Origin of the sequence: Paraplanobispora siamensis (assembly GCF_016863175.1) — a bacterium.
Lineage (GTDB): Bacteria > Actinomycetota > Actinomycetes > Streptosporangiales > Streptosporangiaceae > Planobispora > Planobispora siamensis.
The window spans coordinates 30,599-54,907 of sequence record NZ_BOOJ01000079.1 but is presented as its reverse complement, the minus strand read 5'-3'; the positions used below and the strand labels follow the sequence as shown (position 1 = coordinate 54,907).

General features: G+C 72.6%; 16 protein-coding genes. 10 read left to right on the top strand and 6 right to left on the bottom strand.

The features are described 5' to 3' along the window. Window positions 1-3,445 (top strand): HAMP domain-containing protein (locus Psi01_RS39205; RefSeq protein ID WP_204069255.1); only part of this gene is annotated, 3,445 nt, incomplete at its 5' end. A 90-nt stretch (window positions 3,446-3,535) separates the two neighbouring features. Further along, window positions 3,536-4,777: a chromate efflux transporter gene (gene chrA / locus Psi01_RS39200; RefSeq protein WP_204069254.1), complete on the top strand. Its 1,242-nt coding sequence runs from the start codon at window positions 3,536-3,538 to the stop codon at window positions 4,775-4,777. A gap of 327 nt (window positions 4,778-5,104) precedes the next feature. Here chrA and Psi01_RS39195 read toward each other — a convergent pair whose 3' ends face one another. The 3 genes from Psi01_RS39195 to Psi01_RS39185 all read right to left on the bottom strand — a co-directional run bounded on the left by Psi01_RS39195 (window position 5,105) and on the right by Psi01_RS39185 (window position 7,675). Next, window positions 5,105-5,602: a MarR family winged helix-turn-helix transcriptional regulator gene (locus Psi01_RS39195; protein WP_204069253.1), complete on the bottom strand. Its 498-nt coding sequence runs from the start codon at window positions 5,600-5,602 to the stop codon at window positions 5,105-5,107. 70 nt (window positions 5,603-5,672) lie between these two features. Continuing rightward, on the bottom strand, window positions 5,673-7,130 hold the full coding sequence (locus Psi01_RS39190) for a carboxylesterase/lipase family protein (RefSeq protein ID WP_204069252.1): 1,458 nt from the start codon (window positions 7,128-7,130) through the stop codon (window positions 5,673-5,675). A 59-nt stretch (window positions 7,131-7,189) separates the two neighbouring features. Beyond that, window positions 7,190-7,675: a hypothetical protein gene (locus Psi01_RS39185; protein WP_239128376.1), complete on the bottom strand. Its 486-nt coding sequence runs from the start codon at window positions 7,673-7,675 to the stop codon at window positions 7,190-7,192. A 141-nt stretch (window positions 7,676-7,816) separates the two neighbouring features. Between Psi01_RS39185 and Psi01_RS39180 the strand changes: the two genes are divergently transcribed. Beyond that, window positions 7,817-8,782, top strand: a complete 966-nt coding sequence (locus tag Psi01_RS39180; protein WP_204069251.1) for a GlxA family transcriptional regulator — start codon at window positions 7,817-7,819, stop codon at window positions 8,780-8,782. Window positions 8,783-8,845: 63 nt separating this feature from the next. Here Psi01_RS39180 and Psi01_RS39175 read toward each other — a convergent pair whose 3' ends face one another. Further along, a complete protein-coding gene (locus Psi01_RS39175) occupies window positions 8,846-11,095 on the bottom strand; it encodes an AfsR/SARP family transcriptional regulator (protein WP_275424653.1) in 2,250 nt (749 codons plus the stop codon). A gap of 505 nt (window positions 11,096-11,600) precedes the next feature. Here Psi01_RS39175 and Psi01_RS39170 point away from each other — a divergent pair. Genes Psi01_RS39170 through Psi01_RS39160 form a run of 3 tightly spaced genes read left to right on the top strand, consistent with a single transcriptional unit; the run spans window position 11,601 to window position 16,047 of the window. Next, window positions 11,601-12,842: a hypothetical protein gene (locus Psi01_RS39170; RefSeq protein ID WP_239128375.1), complete on the top strand. Its 1,242-nt coding sequence runs from the start codon at window positions 11,601-11,603 to the stop codon at window positions 12,840-12,842. Window positions 12,843-12,853: 11 nt separating this feature from the next. Next, complete coding sequence (locus Psi01_RS39165) at window positions 12,854-14,959, top strand: tetratricopeptide repeat protein (RefSeq protein ID WP_204069249.1); 2,106 nt, start codon at window positions 12,854-12,856, stop codon at window positions 14,957-14,959. 20 nt (window positions 14,960-14,979) lie between these two features. Then, window positions 14,980-16,047: an alkene reductase gene (locus tag Psi01_RS39160; RefSeq protein ID WP_204069248.1), complete on the top strand. Its 1,068-nt coding sequence runs from the start codon at window positions 14,980-14,982 to the stop codon at window positions 16,045-16,047. 6 nt (window positions 16,048-16,053) lie between these two features. Here Psi01_RS39160 and Psi01_RS39155 read toward each other — a convergent pair whose 3' ends face one another. Continuing rightward, the gene (locus tag Psi01_RS39155) at window positions 16,054-17,013 is read right to left on the bottom strand and encodes an ATP-grasp domain-containing protein (protein ID WP_204069247.1); all 960 of its coding nucleotides are present in this window, start codon (window positions 17,011-17,013) and stop codon (window positions 16,054-16,056) included. Between the two features lie 245 nt (window positions 17,014-17,258). On the opposite strand from Psi01_RS39155, the gene Psi01_RS39150 reads away from it, so the two are divergent. Next, the gene (locus tag Psi01_RS39150) at window positions 17,259-19,169 is read left to right on the top strand and encodes an ABC transporter ATP-binding protein (RefSeq protein WP_239128374.1); all 1,911 of its coding nucleotides are present in this window, start codon (window positions 17,259-17,261) and stop codon (window positions 19,167-19,169) included. Then, window positions 19,166-21,052: an ABC transporter ATP-binding protein gene (locus Psi01_RS39145; protein WP_204069246.1), complete on the top strand. Its 1,887-nt coding sequence runs from the start codon at window positions 19,166-19,168 to the stop codon at window positions 21,050-21,052. Before Psi01_RS39150 ends, Psi01_RS39145 begins: the two co-directional genes overlap by 4 nt. A gap of 54 nt (window positions 21,053-21,106) precedes the next feature. On the opposite strand, the gene Psi01_RS39140 is transcribed toward Psi01_RS39145, so the two are convergent. After that, a complete protein-coding gene (locus tag Psi01_RS39140) occupies window positions 21,107-22,024 on the bottom strand; it encodes a LysR family transcriptional regulator (protein WP_204069245.1) in 918 nt (305 codons plus the stop codon). Between the two features lie 80 nt (window positions 22,025-22,104). Here Psi01_RS39140 and Psi01_RS39135 point away from each other — a divergent pair, with 80 nt between their 5' ends. Both Psi01_RS39135 and Psi01_RS39130 read left to right on the top strand, forming a co-directional pair. Continuing rightward, window positions 22,105-23,361, top strand: coding sequence for an MFS transporter (locus tag Psi01_RS39135; protein WP_204069244.1), 1,257 nt, complete (start codon window positions 22,105-22,107; stop codon window positions 23,359-23,361). A 20-nt stretch (window positions 23,362-23,381) separates the two neighbouring features. Next, window positions 23,382-24,236, top strand: a complete 855-nt coding sequence (locus tag Psi01_RS39130; protein WP_239128373.1) for an NmrA/HSCARG family protein — start codon at window positions 23,382-23,384, stop codon at window positions 24,234-24,236. Window positions 24,237-24,309 lie beyond the last annotated feature (73 nt).

The window sequence follows — 24,309 nt, the reverse complement described above, 5'->3', positions numbered from 1 at the left end:
GGGACGGCTGGGCGGTCAGGCCGACGTCAAGGGCGTCTCGGGCACCTGGAAGGCGCTGACCGAGTCGGTGAACGTCATGGCCGACAACCTGACGGCGCAGGTGCGTTCCATAGCCGAGGTGACGACCGCGGTCGCCAAGGGCGACCTGTCGCAGAAGATCCGGGTGGACGCCCGCGGCGAGATCATGGAGCTGAAGGAGACCATCAACACGATGGTCGACCAGCTGTCGGCCTTCGCCGACGAGGTCACCCGGGTGGCCCGCGAGGTGGGCACGGAGGGCAACCTGGGCGGTCAGGCCACGGTGCGCGGGGTCTCGGGCACCTGGAAGGACCTGACCGACAACGTCAACGTCATGGCCTCGAACCTGACCAGCCAGGTGCGCTCCATCGCCCAGGTGGCCACCGCGGTGGCCAGGGGCGACCTGTCGCAGAAGATCACGGTCGAGGCCAAGGGCGAGGTGGCCGCGCTCGCGCAGACCATCAACACGATGGTCGACACGCTGAGCGCGTTCGCCGACGAGGTCACCCGCGTGGCCCGCGAGGTGGGTACCGAGGGCCAGCTGGGCGGCCAGGCCCGCGTGCCCAACGTGGCCGGCACGTGGAAGGACCTCACCGACAACGTCAACTCGATGGCCGACAACCTGACCAGCCAGGTGCGCTCCATCGCGCAGGTCACCACCGCGGTGGCCCAGGGAGACCTGACCAGGAAGATCGACGTCGACGCCCGGGGCGAGATCCTGGAGCTGAAGACCACCATCAACACCATGGTCGACCAGCTGTCGTCGTTCGCCGCCGAGGTCACCCGCGTGGCCCGCGAGGTGGGCAGCGAGGGACGGCTGGGCGGTCAGGCCGAGGTGGAGGGCGTCTCCGGGACCTGGAAGCGGCTGACGGAGAACGTCAACGAGCTGGCGGGCAACCTGACCCGCCAGGTCCGCGCGATCGCCGAGGTGACCAGCGCCGTGACCTCGGGCGATTTGACCCGCTCGATCACCGTCGACGCCTCCGGCGAGGTGGCCGAGCTCAAGGACAACATCAACTCGATGGTGAAGTCGCTGCGCGAGACCACCCTGGCCAACCAGGAGCAGGACTGGCTCAAGTCCAACCTGGCCCGCATCTCCAGCCTCATGCAGGGCCACCGCGACCTCTCCGTCGTGGCCGAGCTGGTGATGAACGAGCTGGCCCCGCTGGTGCGCGCGCAGTACGGGACGTTCCTGCTGGCCGAGGAGGGCGCCGGCGGGCCGGAGCTGCGGGTGGTCGGCTGCTACGGCCACCAGGAGAACGACCGCCGCCACCGCTTCGGCGACTCCCTGGTCGGGCAGGCCGCCGTGGCCAAGCAGCTCATCCTGGTCGAGGACATCCCCGCCGGGTACATCACCGTCGCCTCCAGCCTGGGGGCCGCCGCCCCGGTCAGCCTGATCGTGCTGCCGATCATCGTCGAGGACCAGGTGCTCGGCGTGATCGAGCTGGCCAGCCTCAACCGGTTCACCGCGGTGCACCGGGCCTTCCTGGAGCAGCTGGTGGAGACCATCGGCGTCAACGTCAACACCATCGTCGCCAACGCCCGCACCGACGCCCTGCTGGTGGAGTCGCAGCGGCTGGCGACCGAGCTCCAGATGGGCCAGGAGGAGCTGCAGCGCTCCAACGCCGAACTGGAGGAGAAGGCGGAGCTGCTCGCCCGGCAGAACCGCGACATCGAGACGAAGAACCGCGAGATCGAGCAGGCGCGTCAGGAGCTCGAGGACCGCGCCCAGCAGCTCTCGCTGGCCTCGAAGTACAAGAGCGAGTTCCTGGCCAACATGAGCCACGAGCTGCGCACCCCGCTCAACTCCCTGCTCATCCTCGCCCAGTTGCTCGCCCAGAACCCGGCCCGCAACCTGACCGCCAAGCAGGTCGAGTACGCCAACGTCATCCACTCGGCGGGCACCGACCTGCTCCAGCTCATCAACGACATCCTCGACCTGTCCAAGATCGAGGCGGGCAAGATGAACCTCAGCCTGGAGCCGCTGCCGCTGCGCCAGCTCCTGGACTACGTCGAGGCGACCTTCCGCCCGCTGACCACGGAGAAGGGCCTGCGCTTCGACATCACCGTCGACTCCGACGTCCCCGCGCAGCTGCTGGTGGACGAGCAGCGGCTGCGGCAGGTGTTGCGCAACCTGCTGTCCAACTCGGTGAAGTTCACCGAGAAGGGCTCGGTGGGACTGCGCGTCGAGCGGATCGCGAACACCGACCTGCCCGGGGCGCGGGGGCAGGAGGCCATCGCCTTCCACGTCGTGGACACCGGCATCGGCATCGCGCCGGAGAACCTGTCGCAGATCTTCGACGCCTTCCAGCAGGCCGACGGCACCACCAGCCGCAAGTACGGCGGGACCGGCCTGGGCCTGTCGATCAGCCGGGAGATCGCCGCCCTGTTCGACGGTGAGATCCGGGCGGTCAGCGCGGTGGGCAAGGGCAGCACGTTCAGCCTCTACCTGCCGATCATCGACGCCGGCTCCGGCCCGTCCAGGACGATGGGCGACGAGGTGGCCGAGAAGGACGGCCGGAAACCCGCGGCGGTCGTGGCGCAGCCCGCCGCGCCGGAAACGGACGCCTCCTCCGACGGGGAGGGCCGCCGCCTGCTGGTGCTGGAGTCCCGTCCCAACGGGCTGCTCTCGCAGCTGGCCGAGAGCGTGGTCGCCGACCTGAGCGAGACCCACGGGCCGGTGCGGGTGGCCACCGCCAACGACCCGGCCACCGCGATGAAGGCGCTGACCCTCGACGACTACCACTGCATCGTCCTGGACCTGGGCATGCGGCAGGACGCGGCGGCCGAGTTCCTGCGCATGCTCGACGAGAACCCGGCGCTGCGGACCCTGCCGGTGCTGGCCCACCACACCCGCACGCTCACCCGCCCGCAGGAGAACCTCCTGCAGGGCCGTTCCACCACCCAGCCGCTGGAGCGCCTGCCCAGCCTCGACGAGCTGCGCGAGCGCATCACCCTGCACCTGTCGGCGCAGCAGCCCGGCGACGTGCTCCCGCTGGTCCAGGCCAGCCCCGACGAGCGCCCGCGGGTGGAGGAGGCGCCGGACACCGGCCTGACGGGGCGCAAGGTGCTGGTCGTCGACGACGACGTGCGCAACGTCTTCGCGCTGACCAACATCCTGGAGCTGCACGGCATGCAGGTGCTGTACGCCGAGAACGGCCGCAAGGGCATCGAGGCGCTGTCGCACAACGACGACATCGATCTCGTGCTGATGGACATCATGATGCCGGAGATGGACGGCTACGCGGCCACCGCGGCCATCCGCAAGATGCCGCGCTTCGCCGACCTGCCGATCATCGCGGTGACGGCCAAGGCCATGCGGGGCGACCGGGAGAAGGCCCTGTCGGCCGGGGCGAGCGACTACGTCACCAAGCCGGTCGACGCCGAGGAGCTGATCTCGCGCATGCAGCGGTGGCTGGACCTGTGAGAGGTCATCCGGCGTTCCCGTGGCGTGCACCGTACGTCCACCGGGACGCCGGATGATTCCGAGCCGGAGGCCCGCGCGCGAAGGAGATGGATGAACGGCTCGGACGGCGTTCCGGACGGAGGTGACAGGCTCCCCGGAGACGGCGGGCCCGGCCGGGGCGTGCGGCGGGGCCGGGCGCTGGGCGAGGTGGCCGCGGTCTTCCTGAAGCTGGGCGTGATCGGGTTCGGCGGTCCGGCCGCGCACATCGCGATGATGCGCGAGGAGCTGGTACGGCGGCGCGGCTGGGTCAGCGACGAGCGCTTCCTCGACCTGATGGGCGCGACCAACCTCATCCCGGGGCCGAACTCCACCGAGCTGGCCATCCACCTCGGCCACGAGCGGGCCCGGTGGAAGGGGCTCGTCCTGGCCGGGGTGTGCTTCATCCTGCCGGCCTTCGCCATCGTGCTCGCCCTGGCCTGGGCCTACGTGCGCTACGGGCAGCTGCCCGCGGCCGAGGGGCTGCTGTACGGGATCAAGCCCGTGGTGGTGGCGATCGTGGTGTGGGCGCTGGCCGGGCTGCTGAAGACCGCGGTGAAGGACCGGACGACGGCCGTGCTCGCCGTGGCCGCGCTGGCGGCCTACCTGCTCGGGGTCAACGAGCTGGCCGTGCTGGCGGCCGGCGGGCTGGGGCTCATGGCCGTGCGCACCTGGGCGGGCCGGTCGGGGGAGGGCGGGATGCACGCCCTGACGGCACCGCTGCTGGGGGCGCTGCCGGGATGGCTGCCGGGAACGGCGTACGGGCCGCGCTTCCCCGACCCCACGGGCGGCCAGCTGGCCCAGCTCTTCCTGATCTTCCTGAAGATCGGTTCGGTGCTGTACGGCAGCGGCTACGTCCTGCTCGCCTTCCTGGAGGGCGACCTGACCGAGCGGCTGGGGTGGGTCACCCGCACGCAGCTGCTGGACGCGGTCTCCATCGGGCAGGTCACCCCGGGACCGGTGTTCACCACCGCCACCTTCCTCGGCTACGTGATCGCCGGACTGCCCGGCGCGGTCCTGGCGACGATCGGGATCTTCGCCCCCTCCTTCGCCTTCGTCGCCCTGCTGACCCGGATCGTCGACCGGATCCGCGGCAGGGTGTGGTCGGCGGCGTTCCTGGACGGCGTCAACGCCACCGCGCTCGCGCTGATGGCCGGGGTCACGATCGAGCTGGCGGGCGAGGCCTTCGTGGACCCGCTCACCGTCGCCCTGGCCGTGGCGGCCCTGCTGCTGCAGTGGCGCACCCGGCTCAACACCGCCTGGTTCATCGCGGCCGCCGCGCTGATCGGCCTGGGGCGGGTGCTGCTGTTCTCCTGACACGGCGTCCCCGGACCGGGAGACCCTGACACGGGGCCCGGACCCGGAGACGGGGTGGTGTGTCCGGCAGGTGATCTCCCCATCCCCGCCGAGTCTGTATACGATCTTCATCCGGGCGCCGTCGGAGGAGATCCCTCCGTGACCGAGCTGCCGCGCGTCCCCACCGGGGTCGACCCCACAGCGCCCAGCAACGAGGTGATGTTCGCCGGTGAGGAGGGCGTGGCCAGCGTGCGGGGGGACGTCCGCGACCCGCAGGCCGTACTGGCGCACCCGCTGATCACCGGCCTCCTCGGCTTCTCCCGTCCGGCTGGTCCGTCCGGCCCGCTCTCAGTCCTTTCCGACCGGCCGCGGGTCCGGCATGGCCGCGGCGATCCGCTGCCGCATCGGACGCCGGCGCAGGGCCCGCAGGGTCTCGTCCACGATCAGGCTCAGCGGGGCCGACAGCTCCGCCTCCAGTTCGGCGGCCGCGGCGGCGGTGGCCTCCCACTCCACCTCCAGCGCCGGCAGGAGCCGCTCGGCCCGCGGCGTCAGCCGGACGATCCGCCGGCGCGCGTCCTCACCCGGGACGACGGTGACCAGTCCGTGCTTGGCCATCTGGGCCACCGTCTGGCTCGCGGCCGAGTGGGTCACCCCGGTCGCGGTCGCCAGGTCGCGGATGGAGCGGGGCCCGTGGGCCGCCAGCACCCTGACCACCGGGGTGAACCGCGGGCGGTACCCCTGCAGGCCGAGGTCGTCGTAGATCGAGGCGACGCCCGCCTCCAGCAGGTCGAGCAGGTGGCGGAGCCGGGTTCCGAGCAGTTCGGGCCCGGGCGCGGGGGAATCCATGCCCATAATGTAACAGCACTGTTGCACTTACGGCAGGCAGCTTCAGGCGGGTGACTTCAGGCAGGCGGGCTCACGGGCCGGGCCACAGGCGGCTCTCCCCGGCCAGCGGGTCGTGGGTGAGGTGCCCGGGCGTGTCGAATATCCAGGTGGGGCGGCTCCGCAGGTCGTACGGCGGCCAGCCGGGATCGCCGGTGGCGACGAAGCGCACCCAGGCGGCGTGCATGTCGTCGGCCAAGGCCTGCGGAGGGGTCGGGCCGCACATCCGGCCCACCCCGCCGGCGTCCAGGTTGTCGAACACGAACGGCAGGTCCACGCAGTGCCCCGCGCCGACCGCCCCGCCGCGCGCGGGCGAGCGCCAGCGGAACTCGTAGGCGTGCACCGTACGGCCCGCCTCGGCGCCCGCCTCGGTGAGACGCAGGGTCGGCATCCGGAAGATCTTGTCGGTCAGGATCTGGCCCAGGACCTCGAGCCCGGCGGGCAGCCGTTCCTCGTAGAAGCACCGGGCCTCCGGAGCGGCCCCGAGGCCGCGCAGGGCGCCCAGGTAGGCCTCCTCCTCCACGGGACCGGGCTGCGAGCGGACACTCTCGTTGAACTCCTCCAGGGTGGCCCCCATGAGCAGCCCGGCCGGGTGCGCCGAGCCGTCCCGGATCATGTCGTACGGGCTGCGGGCCACCACCTCGCCGTCGTTGACCGGGTTGAACCCCTTGGGGCCCGGCCGGAAGATCTCGCCGAGCGGGCCGGGACCCGGCTCGTCCGAACCCAGCGAGGCGTAGGCCGCGACCAGTTCCTGCGGCGCGAAGGCCGAGAACGCCTCGCGCGTGGGCGGCACCCCCAGGCGCCCGGCGAGCGCGCGGGCGGCCTGGCAGGCGGGCTCGACCGGTTCCCAGGCCACCGCCCCGCCGCTCATGTCGATCACGCGGTGCAGCAGTCCCGCGGCCCCGGGCACCGCGAGCAGGGTCAGGCTCGCCTGCCCGCCCGCGGACTGCCCGCCGACGGTCACCGCTCCGGGGTCCCCGCCGAAGGCGGCGATGTTGTCGTGGACCCAGGTCAGCGCCCGGACCCAGTCCAGGACGCCGAGGTTGACCGGTGCCCCGTCGAGCGGGAGGAACCCCTCCACGCCCAGGCGGTAGTTGACGGCGACGAACACCACGCCGTCGCGGGCGAAGGTGGTCCCCCGGTACCACGGGCTGGCGTTGCTGCCCCCGTTGAAGGCGCCGCCGTGGATCCACACCAGCACCGGCAGCCCGGCCGCCCCCGGGTCGGGGGTGAAGACGTTGAGGTTGAGGTAGTCGTCGCCCGCGATGAGCGGCTCGGGCACGCCCTCGGTGTAGTCGCTCGGCGGCTGGGGGGCGGTCGGGCCGTAGGCGTGGCAGTAGCGGACCCCCTCCCATGACGGCGCGGGGACCGGGGCGGCGAAGCGCCGCTCCCCGACGGGAGCCGCGGCGTAGGGGATGCCGAGGAACTCGGCCACCCCTCCGGCCCAGTGTCCGCGCACCCGTCCGCCGGTGGTCCTGACATGGGGGTCCATGCCCTGTCTGTACCCGGGGCCGGGCCTTCTCGATCCACATCCCGGCGGGAGCGCCGGTCTCAGGCCGCGCACCCGGCGTACTCGTGGCGGCGCCGGAGCATGGCGGCCAGCATGAGCGGGAACATCGCCACGTGCGCCAGGGTCATCAGGCCGCTGCCGTCGATGACGCCCAGCCACAGCAGCGGGAAGAGCGGCACGACGGGCACGAACATGGCCGCGCACATCTCCAGCGTGCTCGCCCAGCCGTGGCCGCGATAGCGCATCCAGACGGCCATGCCGACGGACATGTTGAACGCCATCACCAGGTAGGCGAACTCGGGGTCCTCCGTGTGGGACAGGCCGAGCCCGACGGCGCTCAGGAGGAATCCGAGCGCGGCCATGCCGACGAACATCGCGATGACCATCTCGACGTAGTGCCAGGCGAACCGGCCCCACCGCATCCGGCCGCCGGTCGCCGCCGGAGCCGTCTCCCGCGCCGTCACGGCCGCCCCTCCCGCCGTCACGGCCGCCTCTCCCGTCGTCACGGCCGCCTCTCCCGTCGTCATGGCCGCCTCCCGCGCCGTCGTCCGAGGTGCTGTGTGAGTCATGGCCCAACTGTCGCCGCCCCGCTTGCGGGGCGGCGAGGCCGGAAGACCCTCAGGTCCGAAAACTTGGGTTCCCTGTCTTTCTGACGTAGGGTTCGGGACATGGCAGAACCCCGCCGCGTCACCGTCGTCGGCTACGACGCCGCGGAGCTGCTCGACATCGCCTGCGTGACCTCCGCCCTGGAGAGCGCCAACTGGCAGGGCGCCTCACCCCCCTACGAGGTGCGCCTGGCCACCCCGGGCGGCAACCCCATCACCTGCGGCACCGGCCTGACCCTGCAGGCCCAGACGACCCTGGAGCGGGTCACCGGCCCGCTCGACACGCTGGTCGTGGCGGGCGGGATCGGGCACGAGGACGCGGCGCGCAACCCGGTGATCGTGGCGCACGTCCGCCGGCTGGCGCGCGAGAGCCGCCGCATCTCGTCGGTGTGCACGGGAGCGAGCATCCTGGCCGCCGCGGGCCTGCTCGACGGGCGCCGCGCCACCACGCACTGGCAGTGGGCGCGCAGGCTCGCCGCCCGCCATCCGGAGGTCGTCGTCGACCCCAGCCCGATCTTCATCCGCGACGGGAACACCTCGACCGCGGCCGGCGTCACCAGCGCCCTGGACCTCACCCTGGCCTTCATCGAGGAGGACAACGGCGCCGACGTGGCGCGGCGGGTGGCCCGGCAGCTGGTGACCTACCTGCAGCGGCCCGGCAACCAGGCGCAGATGAGCATGTTCACCGCCACGAGGCCGTCGGAGAACACTCTGGTCAAGCAGGTCGTCGACCGCATCACGGGCGACCTGTCCGGCGACCTGGGCACGGCCGCGCTGGCGGCCGGGGCGGGCGTGAGCGAGCGGCACCTGACCCGGCTGTTCCTCAAGCACCTCGGTCAGACCCCGGGCCGCTTCGTACGGCGCGCCCGCACCGAGGCCGCAGCCCACCTGCTGCTGTCCACCTCCCTGCCCATGGCCGGAGTGGCGGCCCGCTGCGGGTTCGGCACGGCGGAGACCCTGCGCCAGGCGTTCGTGGACCGGTACGGGGTCTCCCCTTCGCACTACCGGTCGACCCAGGCCTCCGCGTAGCCGATCCCGGAAAAGTCGTGATCGCCCCACTCCGGCGCTCCTCCGCCGCCGGACGGGTGAGCCCTAAGGCTGAGAGTCGGTACGGCCGATGCCGGCCGGACGTCCGCGGACCGACCGGTGGCGGTCCAATCTGGCCAGCCCGTGCAGCATGGCGGCCTCTCCCGCGCTGTTGGCCGCGTGGCGGCAGGCCGCCAGGGCGGCCCGGTGGGTCTGTTCCAGGACGCTCCAGTCCTCTCGCAGCATGGCGAAGGCCCTGATCGAGCGGGCCAGTTCCCAGGCCAGCTCGTCGAGACCGGCGGCGGACGCCTGCAGCACCGCGGCGACCAGACCGGCCCGCTCGCTCTCGAACCAGGACAGGGGGTCGGCGAGAAGTCTCTCGCGGACCCGCGCCGGAGGCGGCCAGCGTGGCGCCCTGCCGCGGACCGGCCCGTCCCCGTAGGACGGCAGACGGTCGCCGGCCTCCTCCGCCAGGGCGAGCAGCGCGGCGAGGGTCCTGGTGAGCACGGCGCCGACGGTGGCGGCGTGCTCCTCCGCGACGGCGCGCTCGCGGGCGTGCAGCCGTACGAGCCGGTGGAACCGGTAGCGGTTGTGACCCGTCGCGTCCGGGCCCGCGGCCTCCAGAAGACGCGCGTCGGCGAGGACGTCGAGGAGTTCCTCCGCCGATTCCACGGCCGTCTCCAGTGCCGCGGCGGCCGTCCACGCCGCGAACGACGGAACCTCCAGCAGCCCGAGCAGGCGGAAGGCCCGCTGCGCCGCCCCGTCGATCCGCCGATACCCGGCAGCCACACCGGCCCGCACGTCCAGGTCGTCGAGGACGAGCTCGTCCAGGCCGCCGGAGCCGAGCCGTTCGGCGAAACGGCCGAGTGTCCAGTGCGGGCGGGAGACGATCCGGGCCGCGGCGACGCGCAGCGCCAGCGGCAGCCGGTCGCACAGCCGGACGAGTTCGGCGGCGGCTTCGGGTTCCGCTTCGAGGCGCCCGGGGCCGAGGATCGCCGCCAGCAGGCTCCGCGCCTCCCCGGGCTCCATCAGGCCGACGTCGACGGAGCAGGTCCTCGCGAAGCCGGACAGCCGCGATCGGCTGGTCACGATGACCGCGCAGGTCGGCGAGCCCGGCAGCAGCGGTTCCACCTGTGACCGGCCGCCGGCGTCGTCGAGCACCACCAGCACTCTGCGCCCGGTGAGCCGGGTGCGATACAGATCCACCTGCTCCTGCGGATCCTGCGGGATCGCCGGAGGGGGGACGCCGAGGGCGCGCAGGAAGCGGGTGAGCACCCATCCGGGGTCGGCCGGCCGCGTTCCGGTGCCGAGCAGGTCGGCGTAGAGCCGGCCGTCCGGGAAGTCGTCGCTCAGCCGGTGTGCCACGTGGACGGCCAGGGTCGTCTTGCCGGCACCGCCCTGCCCGGTGATGAGCGCCACCGGGACGGGCCCCGGCCCGTGACCGGCCAGCGTGCCGCACAGACGGTCGACCAGTTCCCCGCGCCCGGTGAAGTCGGCGATGCCGGCCGGCAGGAGAGAAGGCCACGGGGCGGTCTCCGCGGGAGGCGGCGGCTCGTAGAGGGGCGCGGGCGCCGTCTCCTGTCTCAGGACCTGCAGATGCGCCGCGCGGAGCTGCGGACCGGGGTCGATGCCGAGCTCGTCCAGCAGCCTGCCGCGTATCGAATCGTACTCGGCCAGCGCCTCGACCTGGGATCCGGACGCGGCCAGGGCGAGCACGAGCCAGGAGCGCACGACCTCGTTCAGCGGTTCGGCCGCGGCGACGGCGTACAGATGCGGTGTGACCTCATCCGCCCGCCCGAGCTGGAGTGCGATCTTCGTGGCCTCCAGCAGGCTGCCGATGCGCTCGTGGTCGACCGCGCGGACCCACGGATGCCCCTTCAGGAGATGGTCGAGGTCGGACAGGCACGGCCCCTGCCACAACCGCAGCGCCCGCAGCAGCAGCTCAAGGGTCTCCCCGGCGGACATCGCCCGCCGGGCCTCGGCCGTCGTCGCCCGGAAGCGGATCAGGTCCACCTCGCACCGGTCGAGCCGGACCTCGTATGCGGATCCCAGCCCGGCCAGCCAGGAGGAGCCGGAGCGGGCGACGTGGTCCGGGTCGATGCCGCGCCGCAGCCGCCCGACGTACGTCTGGACCAGATTGATCACGGAGTCCGGCTCGTCACCGCCCCAGACCGCGTCGATGATCTCCTGGCGCCGGACGGGCGTGCCCGCTTTGAGGAGCAACATCCCGAGTACGGCGCGCTGCTTTTCCGAACCGAGTTTTATTTCGGTTTCTCCGCGCCATATCCGCAACGGTCCCAGCAGGTGAAACCGCATCTCCGCCATATCTCTCCTGGAAGAGCCGCATAAATATAGAAACTCTAGTAATCATGACTTTGACATGATGTAAGAAATTAATGTCAAACACCAGGACGTCCCATGGCCGATAGTGGCCATCTCCACCTCCCCGTCGACGCGCCGCCCGGCCCATCTGGCTCATGCGGCGCCGCATCGTCATTCGGCTGAACGCCCCGTCCGGACGTTCCCGGTCGGCGTCCAGTACGGCGCCGGCCCCGCTCCAGCGCCGCTCCAGCACCGGCCGTCACCGTGAACGAATGCCCCGTACGACTGGAAGGAGGTGCGAGATGAAGAAGATCAAGATCCGTAAGGCCGGCCCGGTCCGTCTGACCGCCGCGGCGTGCTCCATCTACAAGAAGCCGAGCTGACCCGGCCGCCGGTGGATGCGCCGGGGCGGGACACGCCCGCGCCCGGCGCATCCGCCGGCTCCATCTCCGTCCGCACGCTCCCCATCCACACGACCACGCCGCGGGAGGGCTGTTCCTTGACCGACACGGAGGCCGTGAACGACGGCCCGGAGACCCGCCACGACCCGGACCGGCCGCTCCCGCTGCACCCGCTGGTCTATCTGGCGGACGGCGAGGAGGTGACGGTGGGCAGGCGGGACACGGACTCCTACGGCATCTTCCCGCCCGACGGCGCCGAGCTGGTGCGCAGGCTGGAGCAGGGTGTCCCGCCGCGCGAGGCGGCCGTCTGGTACGCCGGGACGTACCACGAGAGCGTCGACATCGACGACCTGATCGCGGCCCTGGACGAGCTCGGCTTCATCCGCTCGCCCGACGAGGCGCGTGCGGCCGGCGCCCCCGTCCGCTGGCGGCGGCTCGGCTCGGCGGTCTTCTCCCTGCCCGCCTGGGTCTGCTACGCGACTCTCGTCGGATGGGCCCTGATCGCGATGGCGCGACGGCCCGACCTCGTGCCGGACTACCACAACGTCTTCTTCACCGACTACTACACCGTCATCCAGGCGACCCTGTTCGTGGTGGCCATCCCCCAGCTGCTCCTGCACGAGGGCTTCCACGCCCTCGCCGGCCGGCGGCTGGGCCTGCGGTCCCGCCTGCGGGTGGGGCGCCGGTTCTACTTCATCGTGCTGGAGACGTCGCTGGACGGCCTGGTCGCCGTGGACCGGCGCAAGAGGTATCTGCCGATCATGGCCGGCATGCTGGCGGACGTGGTCGTCATGGCCGTGCTCACGATCGCGGCCGACCTCAGCCGTGGGCCCGGCGGCGCGCTCTCCTTCGCGGGCCGGTTCTGCCTCGCCTTCGCCTTCGCCGTCCTGCTCCGGATCGTCTGGCAGTTCTCCTTCTATCTCCGCACCGATCTCTACGTCCTCATCTCCACCGCCCTCGGCTGCGTCGACCTTCACACCACGGCCGCCCGCCTGCTGCGCAACCGCCTGAACCGGCTGCTCGGCCGCTCCGGGCGGCTGATCGACGAGTCGGACTGGCACCCCGTCGACCGGCGGGTGGCGCGTTGGTACTCCTGGCTGATCGTCATCGGCTACGCGGTGAGTCTCGCCGCGTTCCTCCTCGCGGTCGTCCCGATCCTCTACCGGATGGCCACCGGGGTGCTCAGCCGGTTCACGCAGGACGGGGCCGCCTGGCCGCAGGTGCTGGACTCCGCCGTCTTCTGCGGATTCGTTCTGCTGCAACTCGCCGTTCTCGCCTGGTTGGCGGCCCGGGACCGATACCGCGACCGGGAGCGGCGGTTCGACCACGTCATCACCTGAAGGGACGCACCATGGGTAACCACCGCTGGATCCGGGCCGCCCGGCGCCGTGACCGCGACCTCCTGAGGGACCGGCTCGACCTGCCGCCGGTCCTGGCCGTGCTCGACGCCCACCGGCGGTTGCGCGGGCCGTACACCGCCGCGGGCACGCTGATGCGGCTGATCACGGAGGACGCCCTGAAGCTCCGCCCGGAGCTGGGGCCCCAGCACAACATCGAGATCCTGACCAGCACCCCGGAGCTCGCCCACCTCGTTCCCCCCGCCTGGACGACGCTCGAATGGGCCGCGGGCAAGGGGGAGCGGACCCGTTTCTACTCCCGGCTGCACACGCTGAACATCGCCAACGGGCTGGCCGAGTTCCTCCGCGACTACCTGCGGGCGCTCGGCGGCGGACAGTGGACGCTCGTCGTGGAGAACCTGCACGAAGCCGATCCGACCGACCAGGAGTTCGCCGCCGTCCTGCTCCGCCGTCGGGACCTCGGCGGGCTGACCGTCGTGGCGTGCACCGGGACGGCCCCGATCGCCGACCCTCCGGGCGAGCTCTCGATCTCCCTGGCCCGGGTCCTGGAGACCTGCGCCGAGCGGGTGGACGCCCCGGCGGCCCAGGTCCCGGACGGGCCCGCGCCGGACGCGCGCGCCTACGTGGACAGCGACGGGACCGGCGACGACCCCCGGCTGCTGGAAGCCTACGAGCGGCTCGCTCCCGGGGAACGCGCGCGACTGCACGACGAGCGGGCGGCGGCGCTGGCCGGGCGGGGACAGTTCTCCCTGTTGCTGGGCGCGATCCCCTACCACGCCGAGCGCGGCGGCGACCCCTCCGGCGCCGGCCTCGCCGCCCTCCGGACGGCGATGGACCACTGCCAGGGCATCGGTCTCTACCAGGCGGCGGCCGACCTCGGGCTGCGGGGCAGGGCGATCGTGGACCGCTCCTCCCAGGAGGAGCTCTGGTGGCACTTCACCAACGCGACGAGCACCGTCCTGGCCTCCCTCGGGCGGGCCGACGAGGCGCTGGCCGTCTACGACGAGGCGCGCGCCGCCACCGACGACCCCGGCATCCAGATGGAGCTGGCCTACGGCACCGCGATGCTGTACGCCCGCCACTACCCCGAACCGCGCCGGGACTACCAGCGGGCACGGGCCTGGATGAACATGTCCATCGCCATCGGGTCCCTGCTGCCCGACCCCAAGAAACGCGCCTTCCACTCGGTCTTCGGGCACAACGGGCTCGCGCTGGTGGAGGTACGGCAGAAGCGCGCGGAGGAGGCGCTGCGGCTCCTGGAGGACGGCATCGCCCGGCTGAACCGGGAACTCGCCCCGCACGAGCACGTCCTGCACCGTGCCGTGCTGCGTTACAACCGGGCCCAGGTCCTGGGCGCGATGGGCAGGCTGGAGGAGTCCCTCGACGACTACACCGCGGTCGTCGCCCTCGATCCCGACTTCCCCGAGCACCACTTCAACGTCGGCAACATCCTGCGCCGGCTGCACCGCGAGGAGGAGGCGATCGCCGCCTACGAGCGCGCGCTGCGCCTGTCGCCGCCCTTCCCCGAGGCGTACTACAACCTCGGTGACGCCCGGCTCGAACTCGGCGACGTACGGGGGGCGCTGGCGGACTTCGGCTACACCATCGAGCTGGATCCCGCTCACGTGGACGCCCGGGTGAACCGGGCCGGGCTCCTGTACGAGCTGGGCGAGACCGACGCCGCCTGGCAGGACGTCACGGCGGGGCTCGACCTCGCCCCGGCCAATGTCCACCTGCTGTGCCTGAAGGGACAGCTGCTCGCCGAGCGGGGCGAGGTCGGGGAGGCGCTCCGGGCCCTGTCGGCCGCGCTCCGCCACGACGGGCGCCTCGCCGAGGCCTGGGCGTTGCGAGGCGTCCTCGCCTACCGGAGCGGCGACCTGGCCGGAGCCCTGCGGGACCTGGATCGGGCGGCCGAACTGAGCGACGCGCCCGAGATCCGGTTCAACCGCGCCGTCGTCCACCAGGATTGCGGCCGCTACGCCGAAGCCGCCGCGGACTACGAAACCGTGCTGGCCGCGACCGGCGACGAGGAGAGCCGGGAGCGGCTGGGCGCCTGCCTGGCCGCCCTCCGGCAGGGACCCGCCGATCTACCGGCCTGAGATCCACTGAGGAATCCGTGATGCCCGATCTGTTCGAACCCGTCCGCCTGGGACGCCTGCGGCTCCCCAACCGGCTGGTGATGTCACCGATGACCCGCAGCCGCGCCGACCGCCGGGGAGTCCCCCCGGCGGAGGCGGCCCTCTACTACGCGCAGCGGGCGACCGCGGGCCTGATCATCACCGAGGGCGTCCAGCCGAGCCTGGCCGGTCAGGGCTATCCCGGCACCCCGGGCCTGCACACGGACGAGCAGGTCGACGGCTGGCGGGCGGTGACGGAGGCGGTGCACGCGGCGGGCGGGAGGATCTTCACCCAGCTCATGCACACCGGCCGCATCGGCCATCCGAGCCTCCACGGCCTGCGGCCGGTGGCGCCGTCGCCGGTCAGGGCCGCCGGGCAGATCTTCACCTCCGCCGGGCGGCGGGACCTGCCCGTCCCGCGGCAGCTCACCGCCGCCGAGGTCCTGGCGACCGTGGACGACTTCGCGCACGCCGCCCGGCGGGCGCTCGACGCCGGTTTCGACGGCGTCGAACTGCACGGCGGCAACGGCTATCTCATCCACCAGTTCCTCGCCTCCCGGACCAATCTCAGGGACGACGGTTACGGGCGTGACCGCATCCGCTTCGCCGTCGAGGTCGCCTCGGCCGTGGCCGGGGCGATCGGCGGCGACCGGGTGGGCCTGCGGATCACTCCGGGCAACCCGTACAACGACATGGCCGAGGACGGCATCGACGAGGTCTACCCGGCGCTGATCGACGCCCTCGCCCCGCTCGGCCTCGTCTACCTCCACCTGGCCGGCAGCGCGGCGGGCACGCCGCTCGGCGGGAAGATCCGCGCGAGCTGGCCCGGCTGTCTCGTGGCGGCTCCCGGATCGGGAGGCGAGCCGTCCCCCGACGGCGGCAGGGCCGAGGGTGAGCGGTGGCTGGCGCACGGCGCCGATCTCATCGCGTTCGGCCGGGCGTTCCTGGCCAACCCCGACTTCGTCGAGCGGCTGCGGACCGGCGCGCCGCTGAACCACCCCGATCCCGCGACCTACTACGGAGGAGGCGCGCGCGGCTACACCGACTACTCCCCCGCCTCCGCCGGATGAGCCGGCTCAGGTGGAGGCCGCCAGGGGTTCCTCTCCCGCGGAGGTCACCATGATCTCCTCGATCTCCTCCTCCATCTCCTCTTCGGAGGCGGCGCCCTGGAGCGCCAGCGGGACGTTCTCGGCGACCTTGCGCTCGATCAGGTCCAGGAGGGGTACGCGCAGGTCGACGTGGTCGAACCCGCCGAACGCGGGGAAGGAGTTGGTCTCCAGGATGACCGGGCCGTCCTCGCCGCGCAGCAGGTCGGCGCTCATCAGGTCGAGGTCCGACGCGCGGGCCGCGCGCTCGACGACGGAGATCTCCTCCTCGGTGAGGGTGACCGGGCGGCAGACGTCGCCGGGCCCGTTGGAGCGGAAGTCCCCGGGCCGGCCCGTCTGCTCGACCGCCGCGACGAACTTCCCGCCGATGACGACCACGCGGTGGTTGCGCCCGGCCGCCTCGGCCACGAAGCGCTGCACCAGCAGCGGCGTGCCGCGGCCCCGGATCGAGGCCGCCTTGGCGAACAGCTCTTCCTCGCTCGCGGCCAGGGTGACCTCCGCTCCCCGCGCGCCGTCGGGCTGCTTCAGCACGACCGGGTACCCGTAGTCGCGGGCGAACAGCCGCAGCTCGTGGTCGTTGGGGCAGAAGGCCGTGGGCGGGGTGGGCACGCCGTGGGCCACCAGCCGGACGTGCGTGGCGAACTTGTCGGCCGAGCGCAGGACGGCGTCGACGGAGTTGAGGTGCGGGACGTCCTCCTCCACCGCACCGAGGATGATGAGCCCGTCCAGGGCGTCGGTGGACATCTGGTGGATGATCCCGTCCACCTCCAGCGGGGCCCCGTCGGCGCACAGCCGCGGTCCCCGGCTGTCGAGCGCCACGCTCAGCTGGGTCCAGGGGACGACCCGGGGCAGGTGCCCGCGCTGCCGCGCGCCCTTCTCCAGGTACTTGATGTCATCGTTCGCGGGGCCTTCGCCAGTTATGATCAACAAGCGAAGGCCGGGTCTTCCCGTGTCACTTTCCATACTTTCTGTATTTCCTCGATTACATAAAGTCACCGTCCGGCGGGAGCAACGGTTCTCCACCGCCACGGGGCCCGGCCCCTTTCTCCGGCTTCCCGCAGGCCTCCGCCGTACCGGAAAACCGGTTGACGGGCCCTTTAGCCTTAACGGGCCCTGCACCGGGAATGGTGATGGGCGCCGCCAACTGAACACCGTGAGGAGCGTGCTGCCTGCCGATGCCCCCTGATGCCACCGCCACCAGCGACCCAGCCTCCGACACCCGACAGCCGCACCAGCACAGGCCCCGCCACCCGCATCTGGCCAGGATGCGCTCGCTGTGGCGGATGAAGTCCTACCTGCGTCCCTTCGCCACCCGCATGACCGTCATCTGGGTGACCTCCTTCGCCGGGATCGGGATCGCCATCGCCATCCCCCTGGTCAGCGGAGCGATCGTGGACGGTCCCGTCGCCCGCGGCGACACCGGCGCCCTGCTCCCCCTGGCACTGCTCGCCCTGGCCCTGGGCGTGGTCGAGGCGCTGCTCGTCCTGATACGCCGCTGGCTGCTGGCCGACGCCGTGCTGGGGGTGGAGACCGCCATCCGCGATGATCTCTACCGGCACCTGCAACGGCTGCCGATGAGCTTCCACGGCGCCTGGCAGTCCGGCCAGCTGCTGTCTCGCGTGACCACCGACCTGTCGGTGATCCGCCGGTTCCTCGGGTTCGGCATGCTCTTCCTGGTGCTGATCACCGTCCAGATCACCGTGGTGACCGTGCTGCTGTTCCAGCTGTACTGGCCGCTCGGCCTGCTGGTCACCGCCTCCGCGGTGCCCATCGTGATCACCTCGCTGCGCTTCGAGCGCGGCTACATCGCCATCTCCCGCCAGGTCCAGGACGAGCAGGGCGACCTGGCCACCGTCGTCGAGGAGTCCGCGGGAGGCATCCGCACGATCAAGGCCTTCGGCCGCGGCGGGCACGTCTTCGGGGCCTTCGACGACGGGGCGCGCAAGGTCTACCGGAGCTCCATGGAGAAGGTGGGGCTCTCGGCCCGGTTCTTCACCTTCCTGGAGGTCGTCCCGAACATCACCCTCGCCATCGTGCTGCTGCTGGGCGCCCTCGCGGTCGGCTCGCAGTCGTTGTCGCTGGGCGACCTGGTGGCCTTCACCACGCTGATGCTGCAGCTGGTGTGGCCCATCTCCTCCCTCGGCTACATCCTGGCCATGGGCCAGGAGGCGATGACCGCGGCGGACCGGGTGGCGGAGGTGCTCGGCACCGAGCCGGACATCGTCGGCGGCCCGGGCACGGTCGAGCGCCCGCGCGGCCACCTGCGCTTCGAGGGCGTGGAGTTCCGCTTCCCCGGCGCCGCCGAGCCGGTGCTGCGCGACGTCTGGCTGGAGGTGCGGCCGGGCGAGACGGTCGCGGTCGTGGGCGCGACGGGGTCGGGCAAGACCACGCTGACCTCCCTGGTCCCCCGGCTGCACGACGTCACCGCCGGGCGGGTCACGATCGACGGGCACGACGTGCGCGAACTTTCGCTGCCCGTGCTCCGCTCGATGGTCGCCACGGCCTTCGAGGAGCCGACGCTGTTCTCGATGAGCGTCCGGGAGAACCTCACGCTGGGCCGGCCCGAGGCCACCGACGAGGAGATCGAGGCGGCGATCGAGGTCGCCCAGGCCGGGTTCGTCCACCGGTTGCCGTGGGGGCTGCAGACGCGGATCGGCGAGCAGGGCATGTCCCTGTCCGGCGGTCAGCGCCAGCGCCTGGCCCTGGCCCGCGCGGTCCTGTCCCGGCCGAACGTCCTGGTCCTGGACGACACCCTGTCGGCGCTGGACGTCGAGACCGAGGCCCTGGTGGAGGAGGCGCTGCGGCACGTGCTGCGCGAGGCCACCGGGATCGTCGTGGCCCACCGGGCCTCGACCGTGCTCCTGGCCGACCGGGTCGCCCTGCTGCTGGACGGCACGATCGCGCACGTCGGCCGGCACCACGAGCTGATGGCGACCGTGCCGGAGTACCGCGCGCTGCTGTCGGCCGACCTGGACGACGGCCCCGGCGGCCCGCACGGCGGATTCGGCGGGGACCTCGGCGGGGACCTCGGCGGGGACCTCGACGACGGGCTGGACGACCTGGACAGCGAGGGGGTGCTGCGATGAGCGGGCAGACGACCACGCGGGACTGGCGCGGCGTGGCCGCCGAGGATCGCGAGGAGGTCCCGGAGCAGGCCTCGCTGGTCCTGCGCACCCGTTCCCGGCGGCTCCTGGCCGACCTGCTGCGGCCGTACCGCTCCCGGATCATCCTGCTCATCGCGATCATCGTGCTCTCCAACGCCGCCTCCCTCTCGATCCCCTTCCTCGTCAAGGTGGGCATCGACACCGGCATCCCGCCGATGCAGGCGGGTGAGGGATCGGGCACGCTGCTGGTGACCGTCGCGGCGATCCTGGCGGCGGCGATCATCCAGGCGGTGACCCGGCAGGCGTTCCTCGGAATGGCCGGCCGGATCGGCCAGGGCATCATCCTGGAGCTGCGCCGGCGGGTCTTCCGCCACTTCCAGCGGCTGTCGCTGTCCTTCCACGAGGACTACACCTCGGGGCGGGTGGTGTCCCGGCTCACCTCCGACATCGACGCCATCTCCGAGATGCTCCAGTCGGGCTTCGACAGCCTCGTCACCGCCGTGCTGACGCTGACCGGGACCGCCGTCCTGCTGCTGGTGCTGGACGTGCACCTCGGTCTCGTCGCGCTGCTGCCGCTGCCGGTCCTGCTGCTGTTCACCCGCTGGTTCCGGCGGCAGTCGAGCATCGCCTACCGCAGGACCCGGGAGACCGTGGCGCTGATGATCGTCCACTTCGTGGAGTCGATGACCGGCGTGCGCGCGGTGCAGGCCTTCCGTGCCGAGCCGCGCAACCAGGAGATCTTCTCCCGGCTCAACGCCGACTACCGCGACGCCAACCTGCGCAGCATGCGCCTGGTCGCGATCTTCATGCCCGGCGTCAAGCTGATCGGCAACGTCACGATCGCCGCCGTCCTGTTCTACGGCGGGTGGCTGGCCATCGGCGGGGAGGTCACGGTCGGCGTGCTGGCCGCGTTCCTGCTCTACCTGCGCCAGTTCTACGAGCCGATGCAGGAGATCAGCCAGTTCTACAACACCTTCCAGTCGGCCGGGGCGGCGCTGGAGAAGCTCTCCGGCGTGCTGGAGGAGCGGCCGGCGGTGGCCGAGCCGCGCGACCCGGTGCCCCTGGAGCGGCCCCGGGGGCGGCTGCGCTTCGAGGAGGTGGAGTTCTCCTACCTCGACGGCACCCCGGTGCTGCCCCGCATGGACCTGACGATCCCCGCGGGGCAGGTCGTGGCCCTGGTCGGCGCCACCGGCGCGGGCAAGACGACGCTGGCCAAGCTCGTCGCCAGGTTCTACGACCCGGTGGCCGGCCGCGTGCTGCTGGACGGGGTCGACCTGCGCGACCTCGCCGAGGACACCCTGCGGCAGGCCGTGGTCCTGGTGACGCAGGAGAACTTCCTGTTCACCGGCTCGGTCGCGGACAACATCAGGTTCGGCCGCCCCGGCGCGACCATGGACGAGGTCGCCGAGGCGGCCGGGGCCGTGGGCGCGCACGGGTTCGTCTCGGCGCTGCCCGAGGGGTACGACACCCAGGTCGGCAAGCAGGGCGGGCGGCTGTCGGCCGGGCAGCGCCAGTTGGTGGCCTTCGCCCGGGCCTTCCTCGCCGACCCCGCCGTGCTGATCCTCGACGAGGCGACCTCCAGCCTGGACGTCCCCGGCGAGCGGCTGGTGCAGCGGGCCATGCGGACGATCCTCGCGGGCCGCACCGCCCTGATCATCGCCCACCGGCTGTCGACCGTCGAGGTCGCCGACCGGGTGCTGGTGATGGAGGGCGGGCGCGTCGTGGAGGACGGCCCGCCGGAGCAGCTCATCGCGCGGGCGGGCCGCTTCGCCGGGCTGCACCGGGCGTGGCTGGACAGCATCTCGGACCACGGCCCCGGCGGCGTGCCCGACGAGGTCCCCGGCGACCGGGGAACCCGCGGATAGACCGCGAGAACCCACGGACGGCCCCGAGCGCACGAACAGGCTCCGGGGCCGTCCTCAGGGTCCGGGCGGTCGTACGGCCTCCGCCTCCTGCACCGGCCGGTCCTCCCGTGCCTCCAGGGCGTCCATGAACGCGGCGGCGGCCGGTGAGGGGCGCAGGCGGCTCCAGACCAGGTGCTCCACCCGGGTGGGCGGATCCCTGAGCTCGACGACGCGCACATCGCGCAGTTCGGGCACGAAGGCCGCGGGCATCATGGCGACGCCCAGGCCCAGCCGGACCATCCGCGCCATGAGGTCGGCGTTCGTTATCTCGAAGGCGACCTCACGGCTGACTCCGGCGGCGGCGAACGCCTCGTCCGACTGCACGCGCGCGGCCGTGCCGACGGGGAAGTCGACGAACACCTCCTGCGCCAGCCGGTGCAGGTCCACCCCGGTCGCGTCGGCCAGCGGGTGGCCGGGCGCCACCACCGCGACCAGCTCGCCCCGCGCCAGGGCGCGACCCTGAACGCCCTTCGGCCGCACGCTCGGCGGCAGGCCGAGGAACGCGATGTCCAGCGTGCCCTGCCGCACCTGTTCGGCCAGCTCGTCGCTCGCCCCCACGCGCAGCGTGACGCGCACCTGCGGATGGCGCACGTGGAAGCTCTTCAGCGCGCTCGGCAGGTCGACCGCCGTGACGGTGGGGATGGCGCCGATGGCGAGCCGGCCGCGCAGCTCCCCGGAGGCCGCCGCCACCTCGGCCCGCGCCCGCTCGGCGGCTTCGAGGGCCTGCCGGGCGGCGGGCAGGAAGGCCTCGCCCGCGGGGGTCAGCTCGACCCGGCGGCTGGTGCGCTCGAAGAGCCGGGCGCCCAGCTCCCGTTCCAGCCGGGCGATCTGGTGGCTCAGCGCGGACTGGACGACCCGGCAGCGCTCGGCGGCCCGGGTGAAGTTCGCCGTCTCGGCCACCGCGACCACATAACGCATCTGCTGCAGCTCCACGGATCAATCGTGGATCACGATCGATCAGTTGACAAATATGCGTTGGACTCATTGATCGTCGGTACCCGAGCCTTGAGGGCATGACGAACACGGCCACGCCGGGCGCTGCGCGCCGTACGGCGCACCACGAGGCCGCCGGGACGCCGGGCGGCGCCGCGCCGCTGAGCCGCGGGCTGCTGCTCCTGATGTCCGCGGCCACCGGACTGGCGGTCGCCAGCAACTACTTCGCCCAGCCGCTGCTGGACCTGCTCGGCCGGGAGCTGCGGCTCGGCACCACGATGGCCGCAATGATCGCGACGGCCGCGCAGGTCGGTTACGGGCTGGGCCTGATCCTGCTCGTGCCGCTCGGCGACCTGGTGGAACGCCGCAGGCTCGCCGTCGTGCTGTACGCGGCCACCGCGGGGTTCCTGCTGGTCTCGGCGACCGCGCCCAACGGAACCCTGCTGCTGACCGGCACCCTGCTCACCGCGCTGACCTCGGTGGCCGCCCAGGTCGTGGTGCCGTACGCCGCCACGCTGGCGGATCCGGCGCAGCGCGGCCGGGTGGTCGGCACGGTGATGAGCGGGCTGATGCTGGGCGCGCTGCTGTCCCGTACGGTCGCCGGAGGCCTGGCCGGACTCGGCGGCTGGCGGACGGTCTACTGGGTGAGCGCGGTCCTCGTCGCCGGGGTGGCGGTGCTGCTGTGGCGCTTCCTGCCGCCCCTGCACACCCCGAGCGGACTGCCGTACCCGGCGCTGCTGCGCTCGACGGTCGCGCTGTTCCGCCACGAGCCCGTGCTGCGGTGGCGGGCCGGCATCGCCGCTCTGTCCCTCGCGTCGTTCAGCGTGCTGTGGACGGCGGTGACCTTCCTGCTCGCCGGCCCGCGGTACGGCTGGTCCGAGGCGGCCATCGGGACGCTCGGGCTGGTGGGCGCGGTGGGCGCGGTGGCCACGACGGTGGCCGGCCGGCTGGCCGACCGCGGTCACGTGCAGTGGGTCACCGGGATCGGCAGCGCCGCGCTGGCCGCCTCCTGGCTGCCGATCGGCGCGGGCGGCGCGGGCGGCGCTTCGATCTGGTGGCTCCTCGGCGGGGTAGTCGTCCTCAACGTGGCGCACCAGGCGGTGCTCAACAGCAACCAGAGCGTCATCTACGCGCTGCGCCCGGAGATCCGCAACCGGCTCAACTCCGCGCTGATGACGGCCTTCTTCGCCGGCGGCGCCGCGGGCTCGGCGCTGGCCGCGGTGGCGTGGGCGCGCGGCGGCTGGACGGCGGTGAGCGTCCTGGGCGGAGTGACGGGCTGCGGGATGTTCGTGCTGTGGGTGCTGGAACGCCGGGCCGCGCGACCGACCTCATCATGACTCATCGGAAGGATCTCGCAGTGTCGGACACCAAGACCATCCTGGTCACAGGCGCGACCGGCGGCCAGGGCGGCGCCGTCGCCCGCAGCCTGCTCGACGGCGGCTGGGCGGTGCGCGCCCTCGTCCGCGACCCGTACGGGCGGGGGGCCATGGACCTCAGGGCGCTCGGCGCGCGACCGGTCGCCGGCGACCTCGACGACCCGCGGTCGCTGCGCGCGGCGGCGCGGGGCGCGCACGGCGTCTTCAGCGTGCAGCCCGCCGACCTGGCCGACCCGCGTCCCGAGGTCGAGGTGCGGCGGGGCAGGAACGTCGCCGACGCGGCCGAAGCCGCGGGCGTCGCGCACCTGGTCTACAGCTCCGTCGGCGCCGTCGGGCGCGGGTCCGGCGTCGCGCACTTCGAGACCAAGGCGGAGATCGAGGCGTACATCGACGGCCTCGGCGTGCCCGCGACGGTGCTGCGGCCGGTGTTCTTCATGGAGAACTGGCTGTCCATGATGCCGCGGGCGCGCGACGGCGAACGGGTCGCCTCGATCGCGCTGGACCCCGGCACCTCACTGCAGATGATCGCGCTGGCCGACATCGGCCGGATCGCCGCGGACGCTTTCGGCAGGCCGCACGAGTCCGTCGGCAGGAAGATCGAGATCGCCGGCGACGAGCTGACCGTGCGGCAGATCGCCGAGGCCTTCACCAGGGCCGACGGCGTTCCGACCCGCTTCGAGCGGCAGCCGATCGGGGAACTGCGGGCCGTGGCCGGGGAGGTGGCGAACATGTTCGCCTGGTTCGACGAGAAGGGGTACGGGGCCGACATCGCCGCGCTCCGTGAGCGCTACCCGCGGCTGCTGACCTTCGAGGCGTGGCTGCGCGGGAACCGGTAGGAGATCGAAGGTCCTTCCCGTACGGCTCGCGGATCGCAGGCCGTTCCCCGGACGGCTCGCGGATCGCAGGTCG

Coding starts and splice junctions, on each gene's coding strand:
- chrA (WP_204069254.1), top strand. CDS start 3,536: ATGAACGGCTCGGACGGCGTTCCGGACGGAGGTGACAGGCTCCCCGGA.
- Psi01_RS39195 (WP_204069253.1), bottom strand. CDS start 5,602: ATGGATTCCCCCGCGCCCGGGCCCGAACTGCTCGGAACCCGGCTCCGC.
- Psi01_RS39190 (WP_204069252.1), bottom strand. CDS start 7,130: ATGGACCCCCATGTCAGGACCACCGGCGGACGGGTGCGCGGACACTGG.
- Psi01_RS39185 (WP_239128376.1), bottom strand. CDS start 7,675: ATGACGACGGGAGAGGCGGCCGTGACGACGGGAGAGGCGGCCGTGACG.
- Psi01_RS39180 (WP_204069251.1), top strand. CDS start 7,817: ATGGCAGAACCCCGCCGCGTCACCGTCGTCGGCTACGACGCCGCGGAG.
- Psi01_RS39175 (WP_275424653.1), bottom strand. CDS start 11,095: ATGCGGTTTCACCTGCTGGGACCGTTGCGGATATGGCGCGGAGAAACC.
- Psi01_RS39165 (WP_204069249.1), top strand. CDS start 12,854: ATGGGTAACCACCGCTGGATCCGGGCCGCCCGGCGCCGTGACCGCGAC.
- Psi01_RS39160 (WP_204069248.1), top strand. CDS start 14,980: ATGCCCGATCTGTTCGAACCCGTCCGCCTGGGACGCCTGCGGCTCCCC.
- Psi01_RS39150 (WP_239128374.1), top strand. CDS start 17,259: ATGCCCCCTGATGCCACCGCCACCAGCGACCCAGCCTCCGACACCCGA.
- Psi01_RS39145 (WP_204069246.1), top strand. CDS start 19,166: ATGAGCGGGCAGACGACCACGCGGGACTGGCGCGGCGTGGCCGCCGAG.
- Psi01_RS39135 (WP_204069244.1), top strand. CDS start 22,105: ATGACGAACACGGCCACGCCGGGCGCTGCGCGCCGTACGGCGCACCAC.